This window comes from Actinophytocola xanthii (genome assembly GCF_001921205.1).
GTDB lineage: Bacteria > Actinomycetota > Actinomycetes > Mycobacteriales > Pseudonocardiaceae > Actinophytocola > Actinophytocola xanthii.
The window spans coordinates 13,647-28,765 of the sequence record NZ_MSIE01000021.1 but is presented as its reverse complement, the minus strand read 5'-3'; the positions used below and the strand labels follow the sequence as shown (position 1 = coordinate 28,765).

15 protein-coding genes and 2 pseudogenes are annotated in these 15,119 nt (G+C 71.9%); 8 read left to right on the top strand and 9 right to left on the bottom strand.

Going from position 1 to position 15,119, the window contains the following annotated elements; all coding sequences use genetic code 11:
- Positions 1 to 21: 21 nt before the first annotated feature.
- Positions 22 to 1,323, top strand: coding sequence for a GGDEF domain-containing protein (locus BU204_RS13200; RefSeq protein ID WP_083661281.1), 1,302 nt, complete (start codon positions 22 to 24; stop codon positions 1,321 to 1,323).
- A 3-nt stretch (positions 1,324 to 1,326) separates the two neighbouring features.
- Here the strand turns inward: BU204_RS13200 and BU204_RS13195 are convergent, their stop codons facing one another.
- Positions 1,327 to 2,508 carry an MFS transporter gene (locus BU204_RS13195; protein ID WP_075125939.1) on the bottom strand — a complete coding sequence of 394 codons (1,182 nt, stop codon included), beginning with the start codon at positions 2,506 to 2,508 and terminating at the stop codon, positions 1,327 to 1,329.
- A 66-nt stretch (positions 2,509 to 2,574) separates the two neighbouring features.
- Between BU204_RS13195 and BU204_RS13190 the strand changes: the two genes are divergently transcribed.
- Complete coding sequence (locus tag BU204_RS13190; RefSeq protein WP_075125938.1) at positions 2,575 to 3,525, top strand: ArsR/SmtB family transcription factor; 951 nt, start codon at positions 2,575 to 2,577, stop codon at positions 3,523 to 3,525.
- Here BU204_RS13190 and BU204_RS13185 read toward each other — a convergent pair.
- The 3 genes from BU204_RS13185 to BU204_RS13175 are packed head-to-tail and all read right to left on the bottom strand — an operon-like array spanning position 3,512 to position 7,236.
- Complete coding sequence (locus tag BU204_RS13185; protein WP_075125937.1) at positions 3,512 to 6,142, bottom strand: ATP-binding protein; 2,631 nt, start codon at positions 6,140 to 6,142, stop codon at positions 3,512 to 3,514. The genes BU204_RS13190 and BU204_RS13185 overlap by 14 nt on opposite strands.
- Before the next feature lie 57 nt (positions 6,143 to 6,199).
- The gene (locus BU204_RS13180; protein WP_075125936.1) at positions 6,200 to 6,907 is read right to left on the bottom strand and encodes a cation transporter; all 708 of its coding nucleotides are present in this window, start codon (positions 6,905 to 6,907) and stop codon (positions 6,200 to 6,202) included.
- Positions 6,907 to 7,236, bottom strand: coding sequence for an ArsR/SmtB family transcription factor (locus tag BU204_RS13175; RefSeq protein ID WP_233160177.1), 330 nt, complete (start codon positions 7,234 to 7,236; stop codon positions 6,907 to 6,909). The genes BU204_RS13180 and BU204_RS13175 overlap by 1 nt, the downstream gene beginning before the upstream one ends.
- Before the next feature lie 91 nt (positions 7,237 to 7,327).
- Between BU204_RS13175 and BU204_RS13170 the strand changes: the two genes are divergently transcribed.
- Positions 7,328 to 7,957: a class I SAM-dependent methyltransferase gene (locus BU204_RS13170; protein ID WP_408608006.1), complete on the top strand. Its 630-nt coding sequence runs from the start codon at positions 7,328 to 7,330 to the stop codon at positions 7,955 to 7,957.
- A gap of 13 nt (positions 7,958 to 7,970) precedes the next feature.
- Here BU204_RS13170 and BU204_RS13165 read toward each other — a convergent pair whose 3' ends face one another.
- Genes BU204_RS13165 through BU204_RS40060 form a run of 3 tightly spaced genes read right to left on the bottom strand, consistent with a single transcriptional unit; the run spans position 7,971 to position 9,723 of the window.
- A complete protein-coding gene (locus tag BU204_RS13165; RefSeq protein ID WP_075125934.1) occupies positions 7,971 to 8,555 on the bottom strand; it encodes a hypothetical protein in 585 nt (194 codons plus the stop codon).
- A gap of 8 nt (positions 8,556 to 8,563) precedes the next feature.
- Positions 8,564 to 8,875 carry a type VII secretion target gene (locus BU204_RS40065; protein WP_075125933.1) on the bottom strand — a complete coding sequence of 104 codons (312 nt, stop codon included), beginning with the start codon at positions 8,873 to 8,875 and terminating at the stop codon, positions 8,564 to 8,566.
- 14 nt (positions 8,876 to 8,889) lie between these two features.
- Positions 8,890 to 9,723 (bottom strand): hypothetical protein, encoded by an 834-nt coding sequence (locus BU204_RS40060; RefSeq protein ID WP_075125932.1) that lies wholly within the window; start codon positions 9,721 to 9,723, stop codon positions 8,890 to 8,892.
- Between the two features lie 327 nt (positions 9,724 to 10,050).
- Here BU204_RS40060 and BU204_RS13150 point away from each other — a divergent pair, with 327 nt between their 5' ends.
- Both BU204_RS13150 and sigJ read left to right on the top strand, forming a co-directional pair.
- Positions 10,051 to 10,719 (top strand): hypothetical protein, encoded by a 669-nt coding sequence (locus BU204_RS13150; RefSeq protein ID WP_233160156.1) that lies wholly within the window; start codon positions 10,051 to 10,053, stop codon positions 10,717 to 10,719.
- Between the two features lie 98 nt (positions 10,720 to 10,817).
- Positions 10,818 to 11,708 (top strand): RNA polymerase sigma factor SigJ, encoded by an 891-nt coding sequence (gene sigJ, locus BU204_RS13145; protein WP_075125931.1) that lies wholly within the window; start codon positions 10,818 to 10,820, stop codon positions 11,706 to 11,708.
- Between the two features lie 18 nt (positions 11,709 to 11,726).
- Here the strand turns inward: sigJ and BU204_RS42400 are convergent.
- Positions 11,727 to 11,883: pseudogene (locus tag BU204_RS42400) on the bottom strand (IS982 family transposase); the annotation flags it as partial.
- A gap of 217 nt (positions 11,884 to 12,100) precedes the next feature.
- Between BU204_RS42400 and BU204_RS13140 the strand changes: the two are divergent.
- From BU204_RS13140 to BU204_RS13125, 3 genes and pseudogenes are all read left to right on the top strand, one after another.
- A pseudogene (locus tag BU204_RS13140) lies at positions 12,101 to 12,903 on the top strand (IS982 family transposase).
- Positions 12,904 to 12,984: 81 nt separating this feature from the next.
- A protein-coding gene (locus BU204_RS13130; RefSeq protein WP_143229485.1) for an IS5 family transposase occupies positions 12,985 to 13,793 on the top strand; the annotation gives its coding sequence in 2 pieces (ribosomal slippage) (positions 12,985 to 13,336 and positions 13,336 to 13,793; 810 coding nt in all).
- Positions 13,794 to 13,830: 37 nt separating this feature from the next.
- Positions 13,831 to 14,358: a DUF3291 domain-containing protein gene (locus BU204_RS13125; RefSeq protein ID WP_075125929.1), complete on the top strand. Its 528-nt coding sequence runs from the start codon at positions 13,831 to 13,833 to the stop codon at positions 14,356 to 14,358.
- Here BU204_RS13125 and BU204_RS13120 read toward each other — a convergent pair.
- A complete protein-coding gene (locus tag BU204_RS13120; protein ID WP_075125928.1) occupies positions 14,302 to 15,093 on the bottom strand; it encodes an alpha/beta fold hydrolase in 792 nt (263 codons plus the stop codon). The genes BU204_RS13125 and BU204_RS13120 overlap by 57 nt on opposite strands.
- Positions 15,094 to 15,119 lie beyond the last annotated feature (26 nt).

The window sequence follows — 15,119 nt, the reverse complement described above, 5'->3', positions numbered from 1 at the left end:
GCCGAGTCCTGGGGAGAGGATATGGGGGACCGAGCCGCCTCGGCGGGGATCGGGTCGTGGCCCGTCTGGCGCCTGCCACGACGTGTTCTCTGGTGCGTACTCGTCGTCGAGGCCGCGGCCGTGCTCACGGCCCTGTACACCGGCCTTCGGCACCCCGTGACCGACCCGGACTGGGAACGGGCGGCCATCCTCGCCGCCTGCGCCCTCGTACATCTCGAGGTCACCCGGGCGAGTGCACGGCAGAGCCGGATGGCGTCCGGCCCCGGCCCGTACGTGGACCAGAAGTCGGTGTGGAACTTCGCCGCCCTGGTGATCCTGCCCCCGGCACTGGCGACCGCGATGGTCCTGTTCACGCACGGGTACTCCTACCTGCGGATCTGGGTCGCGCAGAAGGGGTATCCGGGCTACCGCTGGGTCTACTCGGCCGCCACCGTGGTCCTCGCCACCCAGGCGGCCGCGGCGGTGCTCCAGGTCGGGATCCCCGACCACCCGGCGCTGCCGGTCGGCATGGACGGGCTGCTCGTCGTCGCTACCGCGGCCGCCGTGCGCTGGGCGGTCAACTACGCCCTGGTCATCCTGGTGCTGGCCCTCTCCCAACCCCGGATCGGGATGCGGGAGGTGCTCGGCAACGCCAGGGACCAGCGGATCGAGGCGAGCTCGGTCGCCTTCGGCTTCTGCGCCGCGGCGCTGCTCGTGTTCCAGCCCGTCTACGTGGTGGCGCCCCTGCTCGCCCTGCTGGCCACCCAGCACACAGTGCTGATCAAGCAGTACGAGCGCGCGGCCCAGACGGACGCGAAGACGGGCCTGCTCAACAGCGACTGGTGGTGGAAACGCGCCGAGCAGGCCATCCAGCGGGAGCTGACGAGGGGATCCCAGGTGGGCGTCCTCATGGCCGACCTCGACCACTTCAAGGCCGTCAACGACACCTACGGCCACCTGACCGGCGACGACGTGCTGGTCACGGTGGCCGGCACGATCAGCGCGCACCTGCGCCGCGACTTCGACCTGGCCGGCCGGTTCGGCGGCGAGGAGTTCGCCGTGCTGCTGCCGGAGATGGGCGAGGACGAGCTGCGGGCGACCGCCGAACGGCTGAGACAGAAGGTCGGCGCGCTGCGCGTGCCGGTACAGGGGAAGGGCGGCGGGGTCGAGAGCGTGCGCGTCACGGTCTCCATCGGCGCGGCCGTGTGCCCCCGCAACGGCACCGACCTCGACGAGCTCGTGCTGTGTGCCGACGACGCGCTGTACGACGCGAAACGCCTCGGCCGCAACCGGGTCTGCCTGTACGGGGACGTGGAGTTCGAGGAGTCCAACGCGGCCGGGTGAGGCTCAGCGCCGCGACCGCAGCGCGGGTACGAGCAGCAGGATGCCCAGCGCACTGCCGGCCCCCGCGACCGCGAACGCGGCCCGCGGCCCGATCGCCGCGAGCACCGGGCCCGCCGCCGCGTAGGCGAGGGCGGAGCCGAGCTGCGCCGCCGTCGCCAACGCGCCGAACGCCCGCCCGAGCAGGTGACGGGGGACGAGGCGCTGCATGAGCGTGTCGCCGGCGATGTTCTCGGCCGCGTTGCCGACGCCGGCGAGGAGCTGGGTCACCGCCACCACGGCGACGACGGGTGCGGCCGAGGTCGCGGCGGTGCCGAGCGCGAACAGCCCGATGCCCGACACCAGCAGGACGGCCGGTCGCCGGACGAGGACGAAGCCCAGTACCGCCGACGCGGCGAGCATCCCGATCCCGTAGCCACTCTGGACGAGCCCGAAGTCGGCTGCCGAGCCGCCGACCTCGTCCTCGACCAGGAACACCAGCGCCACGTTGTCGAGCGCGGCGAACGAGACGAGCAGGAACAGCGACACGACGATCGCGCGCGGGCCAGGGCTCGCCGCGACGAACCGGAGCCCGGCCACGGTGTCCGCCCACAGCCCGCTCGACCCGTCGGCGCGCTCGGGCGCCAGGCGGGGAAGCCGGGTGAGCACGAGCGCCGACAGCACGAACGCGGCCGCGTTCACCGCGAAGGCCGTGCGCGGGCCGGCGACCTCGGTCAGCACGCCGCCGACGACCGGGCCGACCGCGAGCTGGATCGTCACGGCCATGCCGAGCAGCGCGTTGGCTCGGCCCAGCTCCGCGTCCGGCACGAGGCGCGGGACCACGCCGCGGCCGGCGGGCAGCAGCGCCGTGGCGAACGCACCCGAGGTCAGGACCAGGACGAGCAGCACCGGCAGCGGGGGCATGGCGACGGCGACCGCGGCGAACACCGCGGCCTGCCCGAGCTCGCAGAAGGCCATCAGCCGCCGCAGCGGCACCCGGTCGGCGAGGGCGCCGGCGAGCGGACCCAGGAACCGCGGTGCCGCGGCCGCCAGCAGGACGAGGCTCACCGCACTCGGCCCCTGCTCCGCCGCCGCCAGGACCAGCGCCGTGCGTCCGATCCCGTCGCCGGTGACCGACACCGAGCGCGACCACCAGAGCGTGCGGAACGGACCGGGTCTGCGCAGCAGGGGCGAGCGGGCGGTGGTCATGCCGAGACAGTTGCGGCCGGCGGGGCGACGAACAAAGATTTCGGCCTCAGCCGAAATCGAGGTGTCATGGCCGTCGTGTTCCGCTTCACGTCCTCCCACGACGTGCTGTCCTGCCGCTGGGCGGTGTCGCCGCTGCGCGAGACGCTGGCCGCGGTGCGCGTGCTGGCGCGCCCGCACCGCCAGGGCTATCACCTGCCCTGGCTGCGGTCGGTCTCCTCGACCCTCGAGCGCGTCGACCTCACCGTGCTGCCCCGGTTGCTCGGCCGGCAGTACACCCCGGACTTCCTGTGCCCGCCGCCGAACGGCCCGCGTCCCACGTTCGAGGAGGAGGTGGCGCGGGTGCGCTCGGCCGACCCGGACCGGGTCGCCGCCGAACTGGCCCGGTCGCCCGCCGCCGGGTTGGGTCTGCCCTCGGATCCGGCCGAGTGCCGCGACCTGCTCGCCGACGCGGTGGAGAACGTGTGGCGCGGCCTGCTCGCGCCGTGGTGGCCGAGGATCAGCGAGGTGCTGGAGAACGACATCGCCCACTGGACGCGCGTCCTCGCCGCCCAGGGGCTCGGTGCCGTGCTCGCCGACCTGCACCCCCGGGTGCGCTGGAACCGCGACGCTGTCACGGTCGCCCTGCCGGTCGACGCCGACCGCGAGATCGACGCGACCGGCCTGCTGCTGATGCCGTCGGTGTTCGAGTGGCCGGACGTCGGTGTCGCGGTCGACCCGCCCTGGGCGCCGACGATCGACTACCCGGCCCGGGGCATCGCCGCGCTGTGGCAGTCGGCGGCCACGCCGTCCGACGCGCTGGGGCGCCTGGTCGGGCGCAGGAGGGCGCTCCTGCTCAGCGCGCTGGTCGAACCCACGTCCACGACCGGCCTGGCCCGCCGGTGCGCGGTCCCGGTGAGCACGGTCAGCGAGCAGCTGCGGATCCTCCGGGACGCCGGCCTGGTGCACACCCACCGGGCAGGTCGCTTCCTGCGCCACGAGCGCACCCCGCTCGGTACCTCGCTGGTCAACGGGACGTGACGGCGCCGGCCCGACCGAGGGTGTCCAGCAGCGCCCGGACCTGACGCGCCTTGGCCATCCGGTTCTGCTCCCGGTACTGGCGCAGGCTTCGGCGCCAGTACCGGGCGGCCCCGTCGGTGTGCCCCAGCGCCAGCTCGACGTGGCCGAGGACCTCCAGGACCAGGGCGGTGAAGAAGGTGTTCCGCAGGGCCTCGAGCATGGCCAGCGACTGCCGGCAGTGGCGCAGCGCGTGGTCATGCCGGCCGGTGCGATGCGCGATGTAGCCCTGGACGGCCAGCGCCAGCGCCGTGCCGTTGGTGTTGCGGTGGCAGCGGTGCAGCAGCAGGGCGCGGTCCGCGTGGGCCTGGGCCTGGTCGTGCTGGCCGAGCAGGGCCGAGTACCAGGCGGTCTGGTTGAGGGCGCGTGCCTCCCACTCCTCGTCGCCCTGCTCCTGGAACAGCCGTAGGGCGAGCGTGATGTGGCCGAGCGCGGTCCGCACGTCGCCGTGCTCGCTGTCCGCCCAGGCGAGGATCCGGTGGGTGTGAGCCTGGCCGGTCCGGTCACCGGTCCGCTCGGCGAGGCGGAGCGCGGGGCGCAGGTGCTCGACGGCCTCGTCGCGCCGGCCCATCAGCGCGCAGGCCTCGGCGAGATGCCGGTAGGCCATGGCGTGGGCGGTCGGGTCCCCGGTCCTTGCGGCCGACTCGAGCCCGACCCGGCCGACCGCGACCTGGTCGTCGAGGCGTCCCCGCCGCCAGTGGTAGGTGTGCAGGACGAGGGCGAAATGCGCCGCCTGGCGATGCCACCCGCGGTCGGCGGCGAGCCGTTGGGCGGCCAGGAGACAGGCGTGCTCGCTGTCCAGCCAGGCGAGCGCGGTCTCCTCGTCGGGCAGCGGAAGCGGGGCGGAGCAGCCCGCCGGCGGGGACTCGCGGTGCGGGTCGAGCAGGTGGTCGGCGGCGTGGGTCGTGCCGAGGTAGAAGTCGACGACTCGGCGCAGCGCCGCGTTCCGGCCGGCGACGGTGCCGAGATCTGGGTGCTCGGTGGCGTACCGGCGGACGAGATCGTGCAGCTGGTACCGGTGGCCGTTGTGGTCGAGCAGCGAGAGCTCGTGGAGGTCGCGCAGGAGCGTCCTGGTCCGTCCGGGGGTCGATCCGAGCAGGGCAGTGGCCGCGGACAGGCCGATGTCCGGTCCCGGGGCGAGCGCGACGAGCTCGAACGCGGTGGCCTGGTCCGGCCGCAGCGCCCGGTGCGACCAGGACAGCACCGCCGGCAGGCTCGCCGCCGGGTCCGCGGAGTCGAGCGCCTCGAGGCCGAGCTCGCGAAGATCCGTGGCCAGGTCGGCCAGTGCGGCCTCGGGACAGGTCTCGGCCCGAGCGGCGACGATGCTCAGCGCCAGCGGGAAGCCCTGGCAGAACCCGACCAGGTCGGCCGCCGCGGCGGGTTCGGCCGCCGTCCGCGCGGTGCCGACGCGGGCGGCGAGCAGGGTGTGCGCCTGGTCGTCGTCCAGGACGCCGAGCGGCACGTGCCGCGCGCCGTGCGCGGCCGCCAGGCCCGGTAATCGGCTGCGGCTGGTCACCAGGACGACGCAGGTCGCACTTCCCGGCAGCAGCGGGGTCACCTGCTCGGTCGTGGCGGCGTTGTCCAGCACGATCAGCAGGCGTCGTCCCGCGACCAGGCTGCGGAACAGCCCGGCCTGCGCGTGCTCGTGACGTGGCACCTCCGCGGGGTGGATACCCAGGGCCTGGAGGAACCCCCGCAATGCCACCGAGGGAGACATCGGTGCGCCGGTCGGGCTGAAGCCGCGCAGGTCCACGAACAGCTGACCGTCGGTGAACCGGTCCGCGTTGTCGTGCGCCCAGCGCAGGGCGAGCCACGTCTTGCCGATGCCGCCCGCTCCGCTGATCGTCTGGAGCACGAGACCCCGGCCCGGCTCGACCGCCCTGCTCAGCGCGGCCAGCTCGGCGGTCCGACCGGTGAACGACCGGGGCGGAGCCGGCAGCTGTCGCGGGACCCGTCCCGCGCCGGGGCGGTCCACCGGGGCGGTGGGCTCGGCCGGGTAGGGGTGGTCCGGCAGGCTGAGCCAGCCGGTGGTCGAGGTCTTCTTCACCTCCACCGGAACCGGCCGGAAGGTCGCCGGGTCGGTGTGGTGGCTCTGGCGGACCACCTCCTCGAAGAACCAGCCCGAGGTGATCATCGCGAGTACCCCCGGCGACTCGGCGAGGGCTGTCCGCAGCGGGGCCGCGTCGACCAACCGGAACGTCAGGGTCACCGCCGCGCCGGTGACGCCGTGGTCGTCGTAGGTGACCTCGCCCGCGTGCAGGGCCAGCCGCAGCCGGAGCTGTTCCGCCGCCGCGTGGGTCCGGTTGTACGCCAGCACGCCGGCGACGAGCGCCCCCGGCATCACGTCGACGAGGAACGTCTTCGGCAGGTGGCCCGGGACCAGGACCACCATGCCGTCCCCCCGGTCCTCGTGGTCGCAGTCGGCCCACGGCACGCCGGAGTCCTCGATCGCCTGCGGCACCACCGTGTAGAGACCGTCCCGCATCGCGAGCTGGTGCCGGCTGGTGCGCCGCGGATCACCGAAGTTCTCGATGTCCACCACGACGATCGTGCGGTGCACAGCAGGGCGGGTCTGCGCCATTCCGAGCCTCCGCGCGTGCTGGTCCCACCCAGCATGGAGGACGGCACCGACGCCCGCCTACCGAGACGCGCCCCCGCAGCAGTCGCAACCGGATCCGCACCCGCTGGCGTCGTCGCGGGGCTCGTCCAGCAGCGGTACGGCGCAGCAGGCGTCCCCGCGCCAGGCGTTGAGCCCTTCCCGGATCGCGATCCCCGCGATGACCAGTGCGGCGAGGGGGTCGGCCCAGGACCAGCCGAAGGCGCTGTTGAGCGCGAGCCCGACCAGGAGCACCGCGGACAGGTAGGTGCACAGCAGGGTCTGTTTCGAGTCGGCGACCGCGCTGGACGAGCCGAGCTCGCGCCCGGCGCGCCGCTGGGCGAAGGAGAGCCCCGGCATGACCGCCAGGCTGACGGCGGCCAGCACCAGCCCGACCGTGGAGTGCTCGGCCTCGGCGGCGCCGAGCAGAGCGCGGACGGACTCCACGGCGACGTAGCCGGCCAGCGCGAAGAAGGAGAGAGCGATGATCCGCAGCGCGGTCTTCTCCCTTGCCTCCCGCACCGCGTGGTCCCGTGCGGAGAACTGCCAGGCGAGCGCGGCGGCCGAGGAGACCTCGATGACCGAGTCGAGCCCGAACCCGACCAGCGCCGTGGACGAGGCGATGGTTCCGGCGGTGATGGCGACGGCCGCCTCGACGACGTTGTAGCTGATCGTGGCGGCGACCAGCCACCGCACCCGGCGGGTCAGCACCGCCCGGCGCGCGGTGGAGATCGTGGTGGGGGCGGCCATCAGCAGCAGTCCGCGGTCTCGGCGTCCGGGCAGGCCCGCGGATCGACGGTGAGTGCCAGACCGAGCAGGTCCCCCAACGCATGGGCGATCTTCGGCTCGGCCAGCTCGTAACGGGTGCGCCGGCCCTCGGGCACCGCGACGACCAGCCCGCAGCCCCGCAGGCAGGCAAGGTGGTTGGACAGGTTGGTCCGCGACACCCCGAGCGTGTCGGCGAGGTCCCCCGGGTAGGCCGCCCCGTCGCGCAGGGCGAGCAGGATGCGGCTGCGGGTCGGATCCGACAGCGCATGGCCGAACCGGGCCAGCACCTCGGCGTGATGGGCTACGCGCACGGATCGATAGTACATCCAATCCTGAACTCAGCAAAACCTGAACAGTGTCGATGCGGTTGAATCGGGTGGTGACGGCAGGAAGGAGGTGCGGGTGACCGTGGCGACGAAGGCTGCCCGCTGGCAGCGCTACTGGGACCGCAAGGCGGGCAGCTACGACCGCGAGATGGCGGTGTGGGAGCGGCGTCTGTTCGGCGACTCCCGCCCGTGGGCATGCGGGCAGGCCGTCGGCGAGGTGCTCGAGGTCGCCGTCGGGACCGGCCTCAACCTGCCCTTCTACCCGGCGCAGGCACGGCTGACCGGCATCGACATCAGCGAAGCCATGCTCGACATCGCCCGCGACCGGGCCGCCGAGCTGGACCGGTCGGTCACCCTCCGCCAGGGCGACGCGCACGCCCTGCCGTTTCCCGAGGCCTCCTTCGACATGGTGGTCTGCACGTTCGGCCTGTGCGCGATCCCCGACGTGGAGGCCGCCGTCGGCGAGATGGCCCGCGTCCTGCGGCCCGGCGGCCGGCTGGTCCTGGTCGACCACGTCGCGGGGTCCTCCCGTCTGGTCCGCGTCGTCCAGCGGTTGTTGGAGCTGGTCACCGTGCCCCTGGCCGGGGAGCACTTCCTGCGCCGCCCGCTGGACCAGGTGCGCGCCAGCGACCTGGAGATCGAGCAGCGGCAGCGGTTCAAGGCCGGACTGGTGGAACGCGTGGTCGCCCGCAAGCCGGGCGGGTGACCGGTCGCGCCTGTCAGGCCTCGCGGCGGCGTGCCGACCGCAGGTTGTAGTAGGCGACGCCGTCGTCGTCCGGGCTCGCGCGGTGTTCGCGCAGCTCCTTGAAATCCGCCCCCAGCAGCTCGGCGGTGACCTCCGCGAGCTCTCTCGAGTAGGTCGGGTTGCCGGGCGCGCCCAGGGTGGCCTCGACGCGGGGCGGGGGAGGCCGGCGGACCGGTGGGCGTGGGACCTCCTGCGGCTGCGGCCGCGTGTCGAACAGGGGGCGGAGCTCGGCGAGCTCCTGGTTGATCTGGGCGAGCGTACGGCCGGTCGCCTCCGCGGCCGGTCCCGCCGACCCCGGCTGGGCCGGGCCGACGAGGCTCGCGCGGTACCGGTCGAGAGCGCGGACGCCGTCGTCGCAGAGATCGGCGACGAGCCGGCAGCGGTCGCGCAGCTGGCCCCGCCGCTCGGCCCAGCGCTCCTCCGCCAGACCGTTCCAGGTGTCGACCTTCATCCCGTCGATGTCCTCGGCGGTCAACCGGAGCTGGTCGCGCAGCGAGCTCAGCCGGAGGATCTCACCGTCCAACGGGGCCGGGCCGGCAGTGCTGACGACGTTGGTCATCGGGGCCTCTACCGGGGATCGGTGGGCAGCGAGGCCCGGATGTCGGTGGCCCGAGCCTCGTCGGTCTCCTCGTAGCAGGCCGCGGTGAGCCGCAGCCGCTCGCCGGCCTCCAGGGCGTCGTCCCGCAGGCTCGTCACGGCAGCGGCGACCAGCCGCTGGAACTCCTCGATCCTGGGCTCCAGCTCGGGGTGCCCGATCTCGCGCGGGTTCATCGAGTAGCGCAGCGCGACGTTCTGGTCCAGCTCGCCGCCGAGCCGCGACAGGTCGTCGGCCGCGGCACGCAGATCTGCCGGGACGACCGCGAAACCGTCGATGGCCACGTTGTCCTCCGCTCCTACCGCAACCTGCTGGCGATCATGGCCACCTGAAGCGCGCTGATGCCCAAGGTGTTGACCACGGCCTGCTCGTCCTCCCGCGCCGGGGGGTTGATCAGCAGACCGAGGTCGTAGCTGGCCAGGTGCACCCGCCGAACGAGCGTCGAGCCGGGCATCCTGGCCGCGTCGCCGGCCCAGGTGGGTTGGGTGGCGAGCTGGAACGACTCGAGGAGGTCCTCCCGGGTGAACGCGTAGACCCAGCACCCCCGGGTGCGGGTGGCGGCGAGGAGGAACCGGCCGGTCGCGCCGACCGGCACGTGGACGTCGGAGGTGAGCAGGCTGCCGACCGTCGACTCCCAGCTGTGGCCGTGGACGGTGGGGATCAGTGTCTCGAGCGAACCGGCTCTCCCGGCCGGGCCGGACAGGGCGCGCTGCGCCTGCTCCCGCTCGACACCCGCCTGGATCTCGGCATCAGGGGGAACGGGCAGGTTCTCGGCGGTCAGCCGGCGGGTGAGCTCGGCGTCGATCTTGGCGAGCCACCGTTCCGCCTTCCGGCGCCTCTCGCCGACCGCACGGTTCAGGCGGTCCCCGAGGTTGAGCTCGCGCAGGTCGGCGTCGAGGTCGATGTTGAAGGCGAAACGCGCGAAGTCCCACTCGGGCGTGCTCATCGTGGTGATCTTGGTGAGGGACTGGGTGACCTGCCAGACCGCCTTGGCGCGAACGACGTCCAGGTCATCCTCGTCGCGGATGTGCCACTTCTGCCTGAGCTCGAGTGGGAGAAACGCGGCGAGGTCGGCGCGGCGCAGCCCGAGGCGTTGTCTCAGCTTTTGCGAGAACGGCTTGTCGCTGCTCACTCTGGCCGCCCCAGGTCTGAAGAAGATCGGCTGGGAAGTTGCCGGAAAGTATAGAGCAGAACCTGCCGTCCGTGTGGGAGTTCGCCCCGGAATCCGGGTGACCTGGGAAATTGCCGGGGTCTCGACATGAAGTCGACAGAAACTCGACAACATCTCCGCGGTCGGGACCCGCGCTCCGCTGGTCGAGAATCTGTCGACAATCCGGGATTCTGTGGTGCGGAAACGGTGAAGAAAGGCGGAGATGGAAACTTTCCTGTCGAATTTGACAATGGATTTCTCTGTGCGTTTGCTTGACGGCGACGGAAACGACGAACGGATGGTCGCGCGATGGCAGAGAGCACCGTCAGCGAACGGTCCCGGCGCTGGTCGACGTACTGGACGGACGACGACGTGCGGGTCCGCCCGCCCCTGGTTCCGCTGTACCGCTCGATGATCGCGGTGGACATCGAGCGGTCCTCCGCCCGACCGGACCTGGAGAAGGCGCGGCTGCGCGGGGAGCTGTACCGCCTGGTGCACGTAGCGCTGCGGGCCTGTGGCATCGGCCCGAGCGACCACGACCCGCTGGTCGACCGGGGCGACGGCGTGCTGATCCTCGTCCGTCCGTCGGACCGCGTGCCGAAGACGACGCTGCTGAGCAGGTTCGTCCCGGCGCTCGTCCGGCTGCTCGCCGACCACAACCTGCGCGGGCCGGCGTTCCGGTTGCGAGTCGCGATCCATGCCGGCGAGGTGCTTTACGACGCCTGGGCGCCCTTCGGCGAGTCGGTCGACATCTGCTGTCGGCTGCTTGACGCCCCGGAGCTGAAGTTCGTGCTGCACGACACCACGGCGCCGCTCGTGCTGGTGGTGTCCGAGGACATCTACAACTCGACCCTGCGACACGGGTATGACGGCATCGACTGCCGGGTGTTCCACCCGCTGGTGCGGGTGACCGTGGGTGAGCGCGAGCACCGGGGATGGGTAGCGACAGGTCGGGCGGCGCCGATCTGCGTGGAGTGAGAGGTCTTGTACGCCGGGCACGGCGCCCGACCCGTCACATTTCACCGCGCCGTTTCGTCGGGTTGGGTGAGTACGAACACGACCCGAGGAGCCGCGGCATGACCCCGCCACAGCCCGGCCCGCTCCTGGCCGAGCGGCGCCAGCTGATCAACCTGGCCTATCGCCTGCTGGGTTCGCTCGCCGACGCCGAGGACGCCGTCCAGGAGGCCTACGCCCGCTGGTACGCCATGACCGCCGACCGGCAGGAGGCGATCGCCTCTCCCGGCGCCTGGCTGACGACGGTCACCGGCCGCATCTGCCTCGACCTGCTCGGCTCGGCCCGCGTGCGACGCGAGCGCTACGTGGGCGAGTGGATTCCCGAGCCCGTGCCCGAACCCACGGAGTGGGTCAACACCCGCTCCGACCCGGCCGACCGGGTCACCCTCGACGAGTCGGTCAACATGGCCTTCCTCGTCGTGCTCGAGTCGATGACCCCAGCCGAGCGCGTCGCGTTCATCCTGCACGACGTCTTCCGCTACCCCTTCGCCGACGTCGCCGAGATCGTCGGCCGCACCCCCGCCGCCTGTCGGCAGTTGGCCTCGTCGGCCCGCCGTCGCCTCCGCACCGCCGAGCGCTCCACGTCCCCCAGCCCGCGCCCTGCCCAGGTCGTCCGGGAGTTCAAGCAGGCCTGGGAAGCGGGGAACATCGACGCGCTCATCGCCCTGCTGGCCCCCGACGCGACCGCCACCGGCGACGGAGGCGGGTTGGTCCCCGCCGCGCTCCGACCGGTGTCGGGCGCCGAGGCCGTCGCCCGCTTCCTGGCCGGACGGGCCGCGCTGCTGCCGGGGATGACCTTCCTGGAGCGGACGGTCAACGCCCAGCCCGGGTTGGTGGCCCAGCTGGACGGCGCCACCGTGGCCGTCCTGGCGTTCGACGTGGTGGAAGATCGCGTCCGGAGCATCTGGGCCGTGCTCAACCCCGACAAGCTCAGACCGTGGGCGACGGGCTAGACGAGTAGGTCCGAACTGATCAGTGGCCGTGGGTGATGGGGCGGTGGGGTGGCCGGTGGCGCGGTTGTGCCGGATGACTGCGGTCACGGCGAGGATGCGTTGGGCGATGCGGGCGGTGATGCCGTCGATGGTTCGTCCGCCGTGGCTCGAGGCCGAGTTGGCCTTCAGACCGGTCTCACCGTGATCGCGGTGGCGGTTCACCCACTTCGACGCGCGCTGCCGCGAGCCCTCCAGCTCAGCGGCGACATGCTTCTCATCCTGCCGCCGAAAGACCCGTTCCCTCGCCTCAGCCCATACCCGCCGTCACCAGCGTCATAGTCGCAACATCTAGACGAGTAAGTCCTAGTCCGGGCGGTGTCTGGAGACGGATGAAGGGTGTTCAAGATCAGTTTGTGAGGACTGACCTGAACACCCTTCTGACCGCACTCCACGTCAAGATCGATGACCACCTGGGCAGGCCCGTCCGGACAGGGCGTCCACCACGGCTGAGCGACGCCGAACTGCTCACCCTTGCCGTGGCCCAAGCCCTGCTCGGCATCCGGTCCCCAGGCCCGCTGGTTACGGTTCCTGCCCCGGCACCTGCCTGGCGCTTTCCGTTACCTGCCGCAGCAATCCGGCTACAACAAGCGCCTGCGCAACGCCGTTCCACTGCTCAAACACGTGATCCGGATGCTCGCTGCCGACACCGACCTGTGGACCGACGCGACCTGGGTCGTCGACTCCACACCGGTCGAGCCCGCTCCCGCGAGACCACCAAGCGCTCTGAGCTGGCCGGCTACGGCTACTGCTCGTCACACTCAACTCGACGAACGCCAGGTGCTGATGGCGATCCTGGATCACGACCCGTCCGTGCCGGCCGACCGGCCTGGCCTGCTGATCATCGCGGACAAGGGCTACGTGTCGCGCGAGCTCGACGCCTACGTGGCCGAGCGCGGGGTGCGGCTCCTGCGCCCGAACTACCGCAATCGCACCCCACACCCAGCCCAGCACCTGCTCAACCCCCGTCCGACAGCTCATCGAGTCCGTCAACGACACACTGAAAGGCCAGCTCGATCTCCAACTGCACGGGCGGCCGCACCATCGACGGCGTGACCGCCCGCATCGTTCAGCGGCTGCTGGCGTTGGCCGCCGCGATCTGGCACAACCGCGCCACAGCCAGCCGGTCACCCGATCCCTGATCGCCTACGACCACTGATCAGTTAGGACTTACAGCTCGTTTCAGAATGATCGGTGTGTCTGCTGTCCGTAGTTGATCAAGGTTGGGCATGCTGTCTTCGTGATCGAGGAGTTGGTGCCTGAGGGCCTGTGGGAGCGGGTGGAGCCGCTGCTGCCTGCGCGCGCGCCGCGTCGGAGTAGGTATGCGGGGCGGTTGCCCGTTGATGATCGGGTGGCGTTGGCGGGGATCGTGTTCGTGCTCAAGACCGGGATCTCGTGGCGAGAGCTGCCGCGCGAGGTGTTCGGCTGCTCCGGTGTGACCTGTTGGCGGCGGTTGCGGGACTGGACCGAGGCCGGGGTGTTCGACGCCGTGCACAAGCTCCTGCTCGACCAGCTACGAGCACTCGACCAGCTCGACCTGGACGTCGCGGTCGTGGACGGCTCACACGTGCGGGCGTTGAAAGGGGGGAAGCGACGGGCCCCTCGCCCGTCGATCGGGCTCGGCCGGGTTCCAAGCATCACCTGATCACCGAAGGCAACGGCATCCCGCTTGTGGTGTCGGTGACTGGCGGCAACCGCCACGACAGCACCCAGCTCATCCCACTGATCGACGCTCTTCCGGTGATCCGGGGGAAACGCGGCCGGCCTCGCCAACGCCCGCGCTGGCTCTACGGCGACCGCGGCTACGACTACGACCACCACCGCAAGACCCTGCGAGACAAAGGCATCACGCCGCGCATCGCCCGCAAGAACACCGACCACGGCTCCGGTCTCGGCAAGATCAGATGGGTAGTCGGGCGGACATTCGCATGGCTACACCAGTTCAAGCGCCTACGAATCCGCTGGGAACGCCGAGCCGACATCCACCTCAGCCTCGTGCACCTGGCCTGCGTCCTCATCTGCTACCGCAAGCTACCAACCTCATTATGAAACGAGTTGTTACTCGTCTAGTCGTACAGTGGCGGGAGTGGAGAACGCGGTCCAGCTGGCCCAGGTGAACATCGCCCGCCTCCGCCACCCCCTCGACGACCCGCGGCTGGCCGAGTTCACCGCCGCCATGGCCGCCGTCAACGCCCTGGCCGAACGCTCACCCGGCTTCGTCTGGCGCCACACCGCGGACGGCGGCCACCTCAGCGCCGGTGAGCTGCTGGGTGACCCCCTGGTCGTGATCAACCTGTCGGTCTGGGCGGACTACCCGTACCTGCACGAGTTTGCCTACCGCAGCCAGCACGCCCACTTCCTCCGCCGCCAGGCCAGGTGGTTCGCGCCGATCGCCAGACCCACGACAGCGCTGTGGTGGCTTCCCGCCGGTAGCCGTCCCACGCCCGAACACGCCCTGGCGCGGCTCACCCACCTGCGCCGCTACGGCCCTGGGCCGAGGGCCTTCACCACCCGCCACCGCTTCACCGCCGACGGCGTGCCCGTTCCCCGCCGCCGCTCACCCCGCGAAGAAGTCCCGCACGCGGCCGGTCCAGGTCAGAACGTCCGCCAGTGACCGAGACACGTGCAGCTCCGAGTTCGGGACCGCCTCGTGCAGCCTCTCCGCGGTCTCCACGGGGTGGAGGGGGTCGGTGTCCCAGGTGAGGATGAGCGTCGGGTGCGGCAGGGTCGCCAGGCGGGCGGGGTCCGGCAGGTCGGACTGGCCCACACCGCGGAGTGCCGAGGACACCAGCTCGTCGTCGATGTCCGGGGTGAGATCGAACCCCTTGTGCTCCGCGAGCAGCGGGATCGGTTCGGCGTTGGCCCACCCGCGCCGCCACGCGGCCGCGCCCTCGGCATCGATCGCGTCCGCCGTGTCCAGGTACCACCGCCGCACCGGAGCGTCTCCGCCCTCCCACGCGACCGGCGGGATCAACAAGGCCAGCCGGCGGAACTTCTCGGGGGCGCGTAAGGCCGCCCCCAGCGCCGCCGCGGCCCCCAGCGAGGACCCCATGAAGTCCAGCGGCTCACCGAGGTCCGCCGCGTCGACCAGGGCGAGCAGGTCATCGGCGACCGAGTCGAAGGTGTAGTCCGCCGCCACCGGGCGACCGGTCGAGTGCCCGTGGCCGCGCTGGTCGTAGGTGAGCAGCCGCCGATCCGCCGCCACGGCGTCGATGTCGAAGAGCGCCATCCGCCGCACCGCCGCGCGGCTGAGCAGGACACCGTGCCCGTAGCCGAGCGGAGTGCCAGCCCCGGTGATCTCGTAGGCAATGCGCGCCCCGTCCCGAGCCAGGTAGTGATCGTTCGACATGCGTGCCCTCCCGTCGGTTTCTCACC

Excerpts from the sequence above, each read along its gene's own strand:
- BU204_RS13200 (WP_083661281.1), top strand. The coding sequence starts at position 22 with ATGGGGGACCGAGCCGCCTCGGCGGGGATCGGGTCGTGGCCCGTCTGG.
- BU204_RS13195 (WP_075125939.1), bottom strand. The coding sequence starts at position 2,508 with ATGACCACCGCCCGCTCGCCCCTGCTGCGCAGACCCGGTCCGTTCCGC.
- BU204_RS13190 (WP_075125938.1), top strand. The coding sequence starts at position 2,575 with ATGGCCGTCGTGTTCCGCTTCACGTCCTCCCACGACGTGCTGTCCTGC.
- BU204_RS13185 (WP_075125937.1), bottom strand. The coding sequence starts at position 6,142 with ATGGCGCAGACCCGCCCTGCTGTGCACCGCACGATCGTCGTGGTGGAC.
- BU204_RS13180 (WP_075125936.1), bottom strand. The coding sequence starts at position 6,907 with ATGGCCGCCCCCACCACGATCTCCACCGCGCGCCGGGCGGTGCTGACC.
- BU204_RS13165 (WP_075125934.1), bottom strand. The coding sequence starts at position 8,555 with ATGACCAACGTCGTCAGCACTGCCGGCCCGGCCCCGTTGGACGGTGAG.
- BU204_RS13150 (WP_233160156.1), top strand. The coding sequence starts at position 10,051 with ATGGCAGAGAGCACCGTCAGCGAACGGTCCCGGCGCTGGTCGACGTAC.
- sigJ (WP_075125931.1), top strand. The coding sequence starts at position 10,818 with ATGACCCCGCCACAGCCCGGCCCGCTCCTGGCCGAGCGGCGCCAGCTG.
- BU204_RS13120 (WP_075125928.1), bottom strand. The coding sequence starts at position 15,093 with ATGTCGAACGATCACTACCTGGCTCGGGACGGGGCGCGCATTGCCTAC.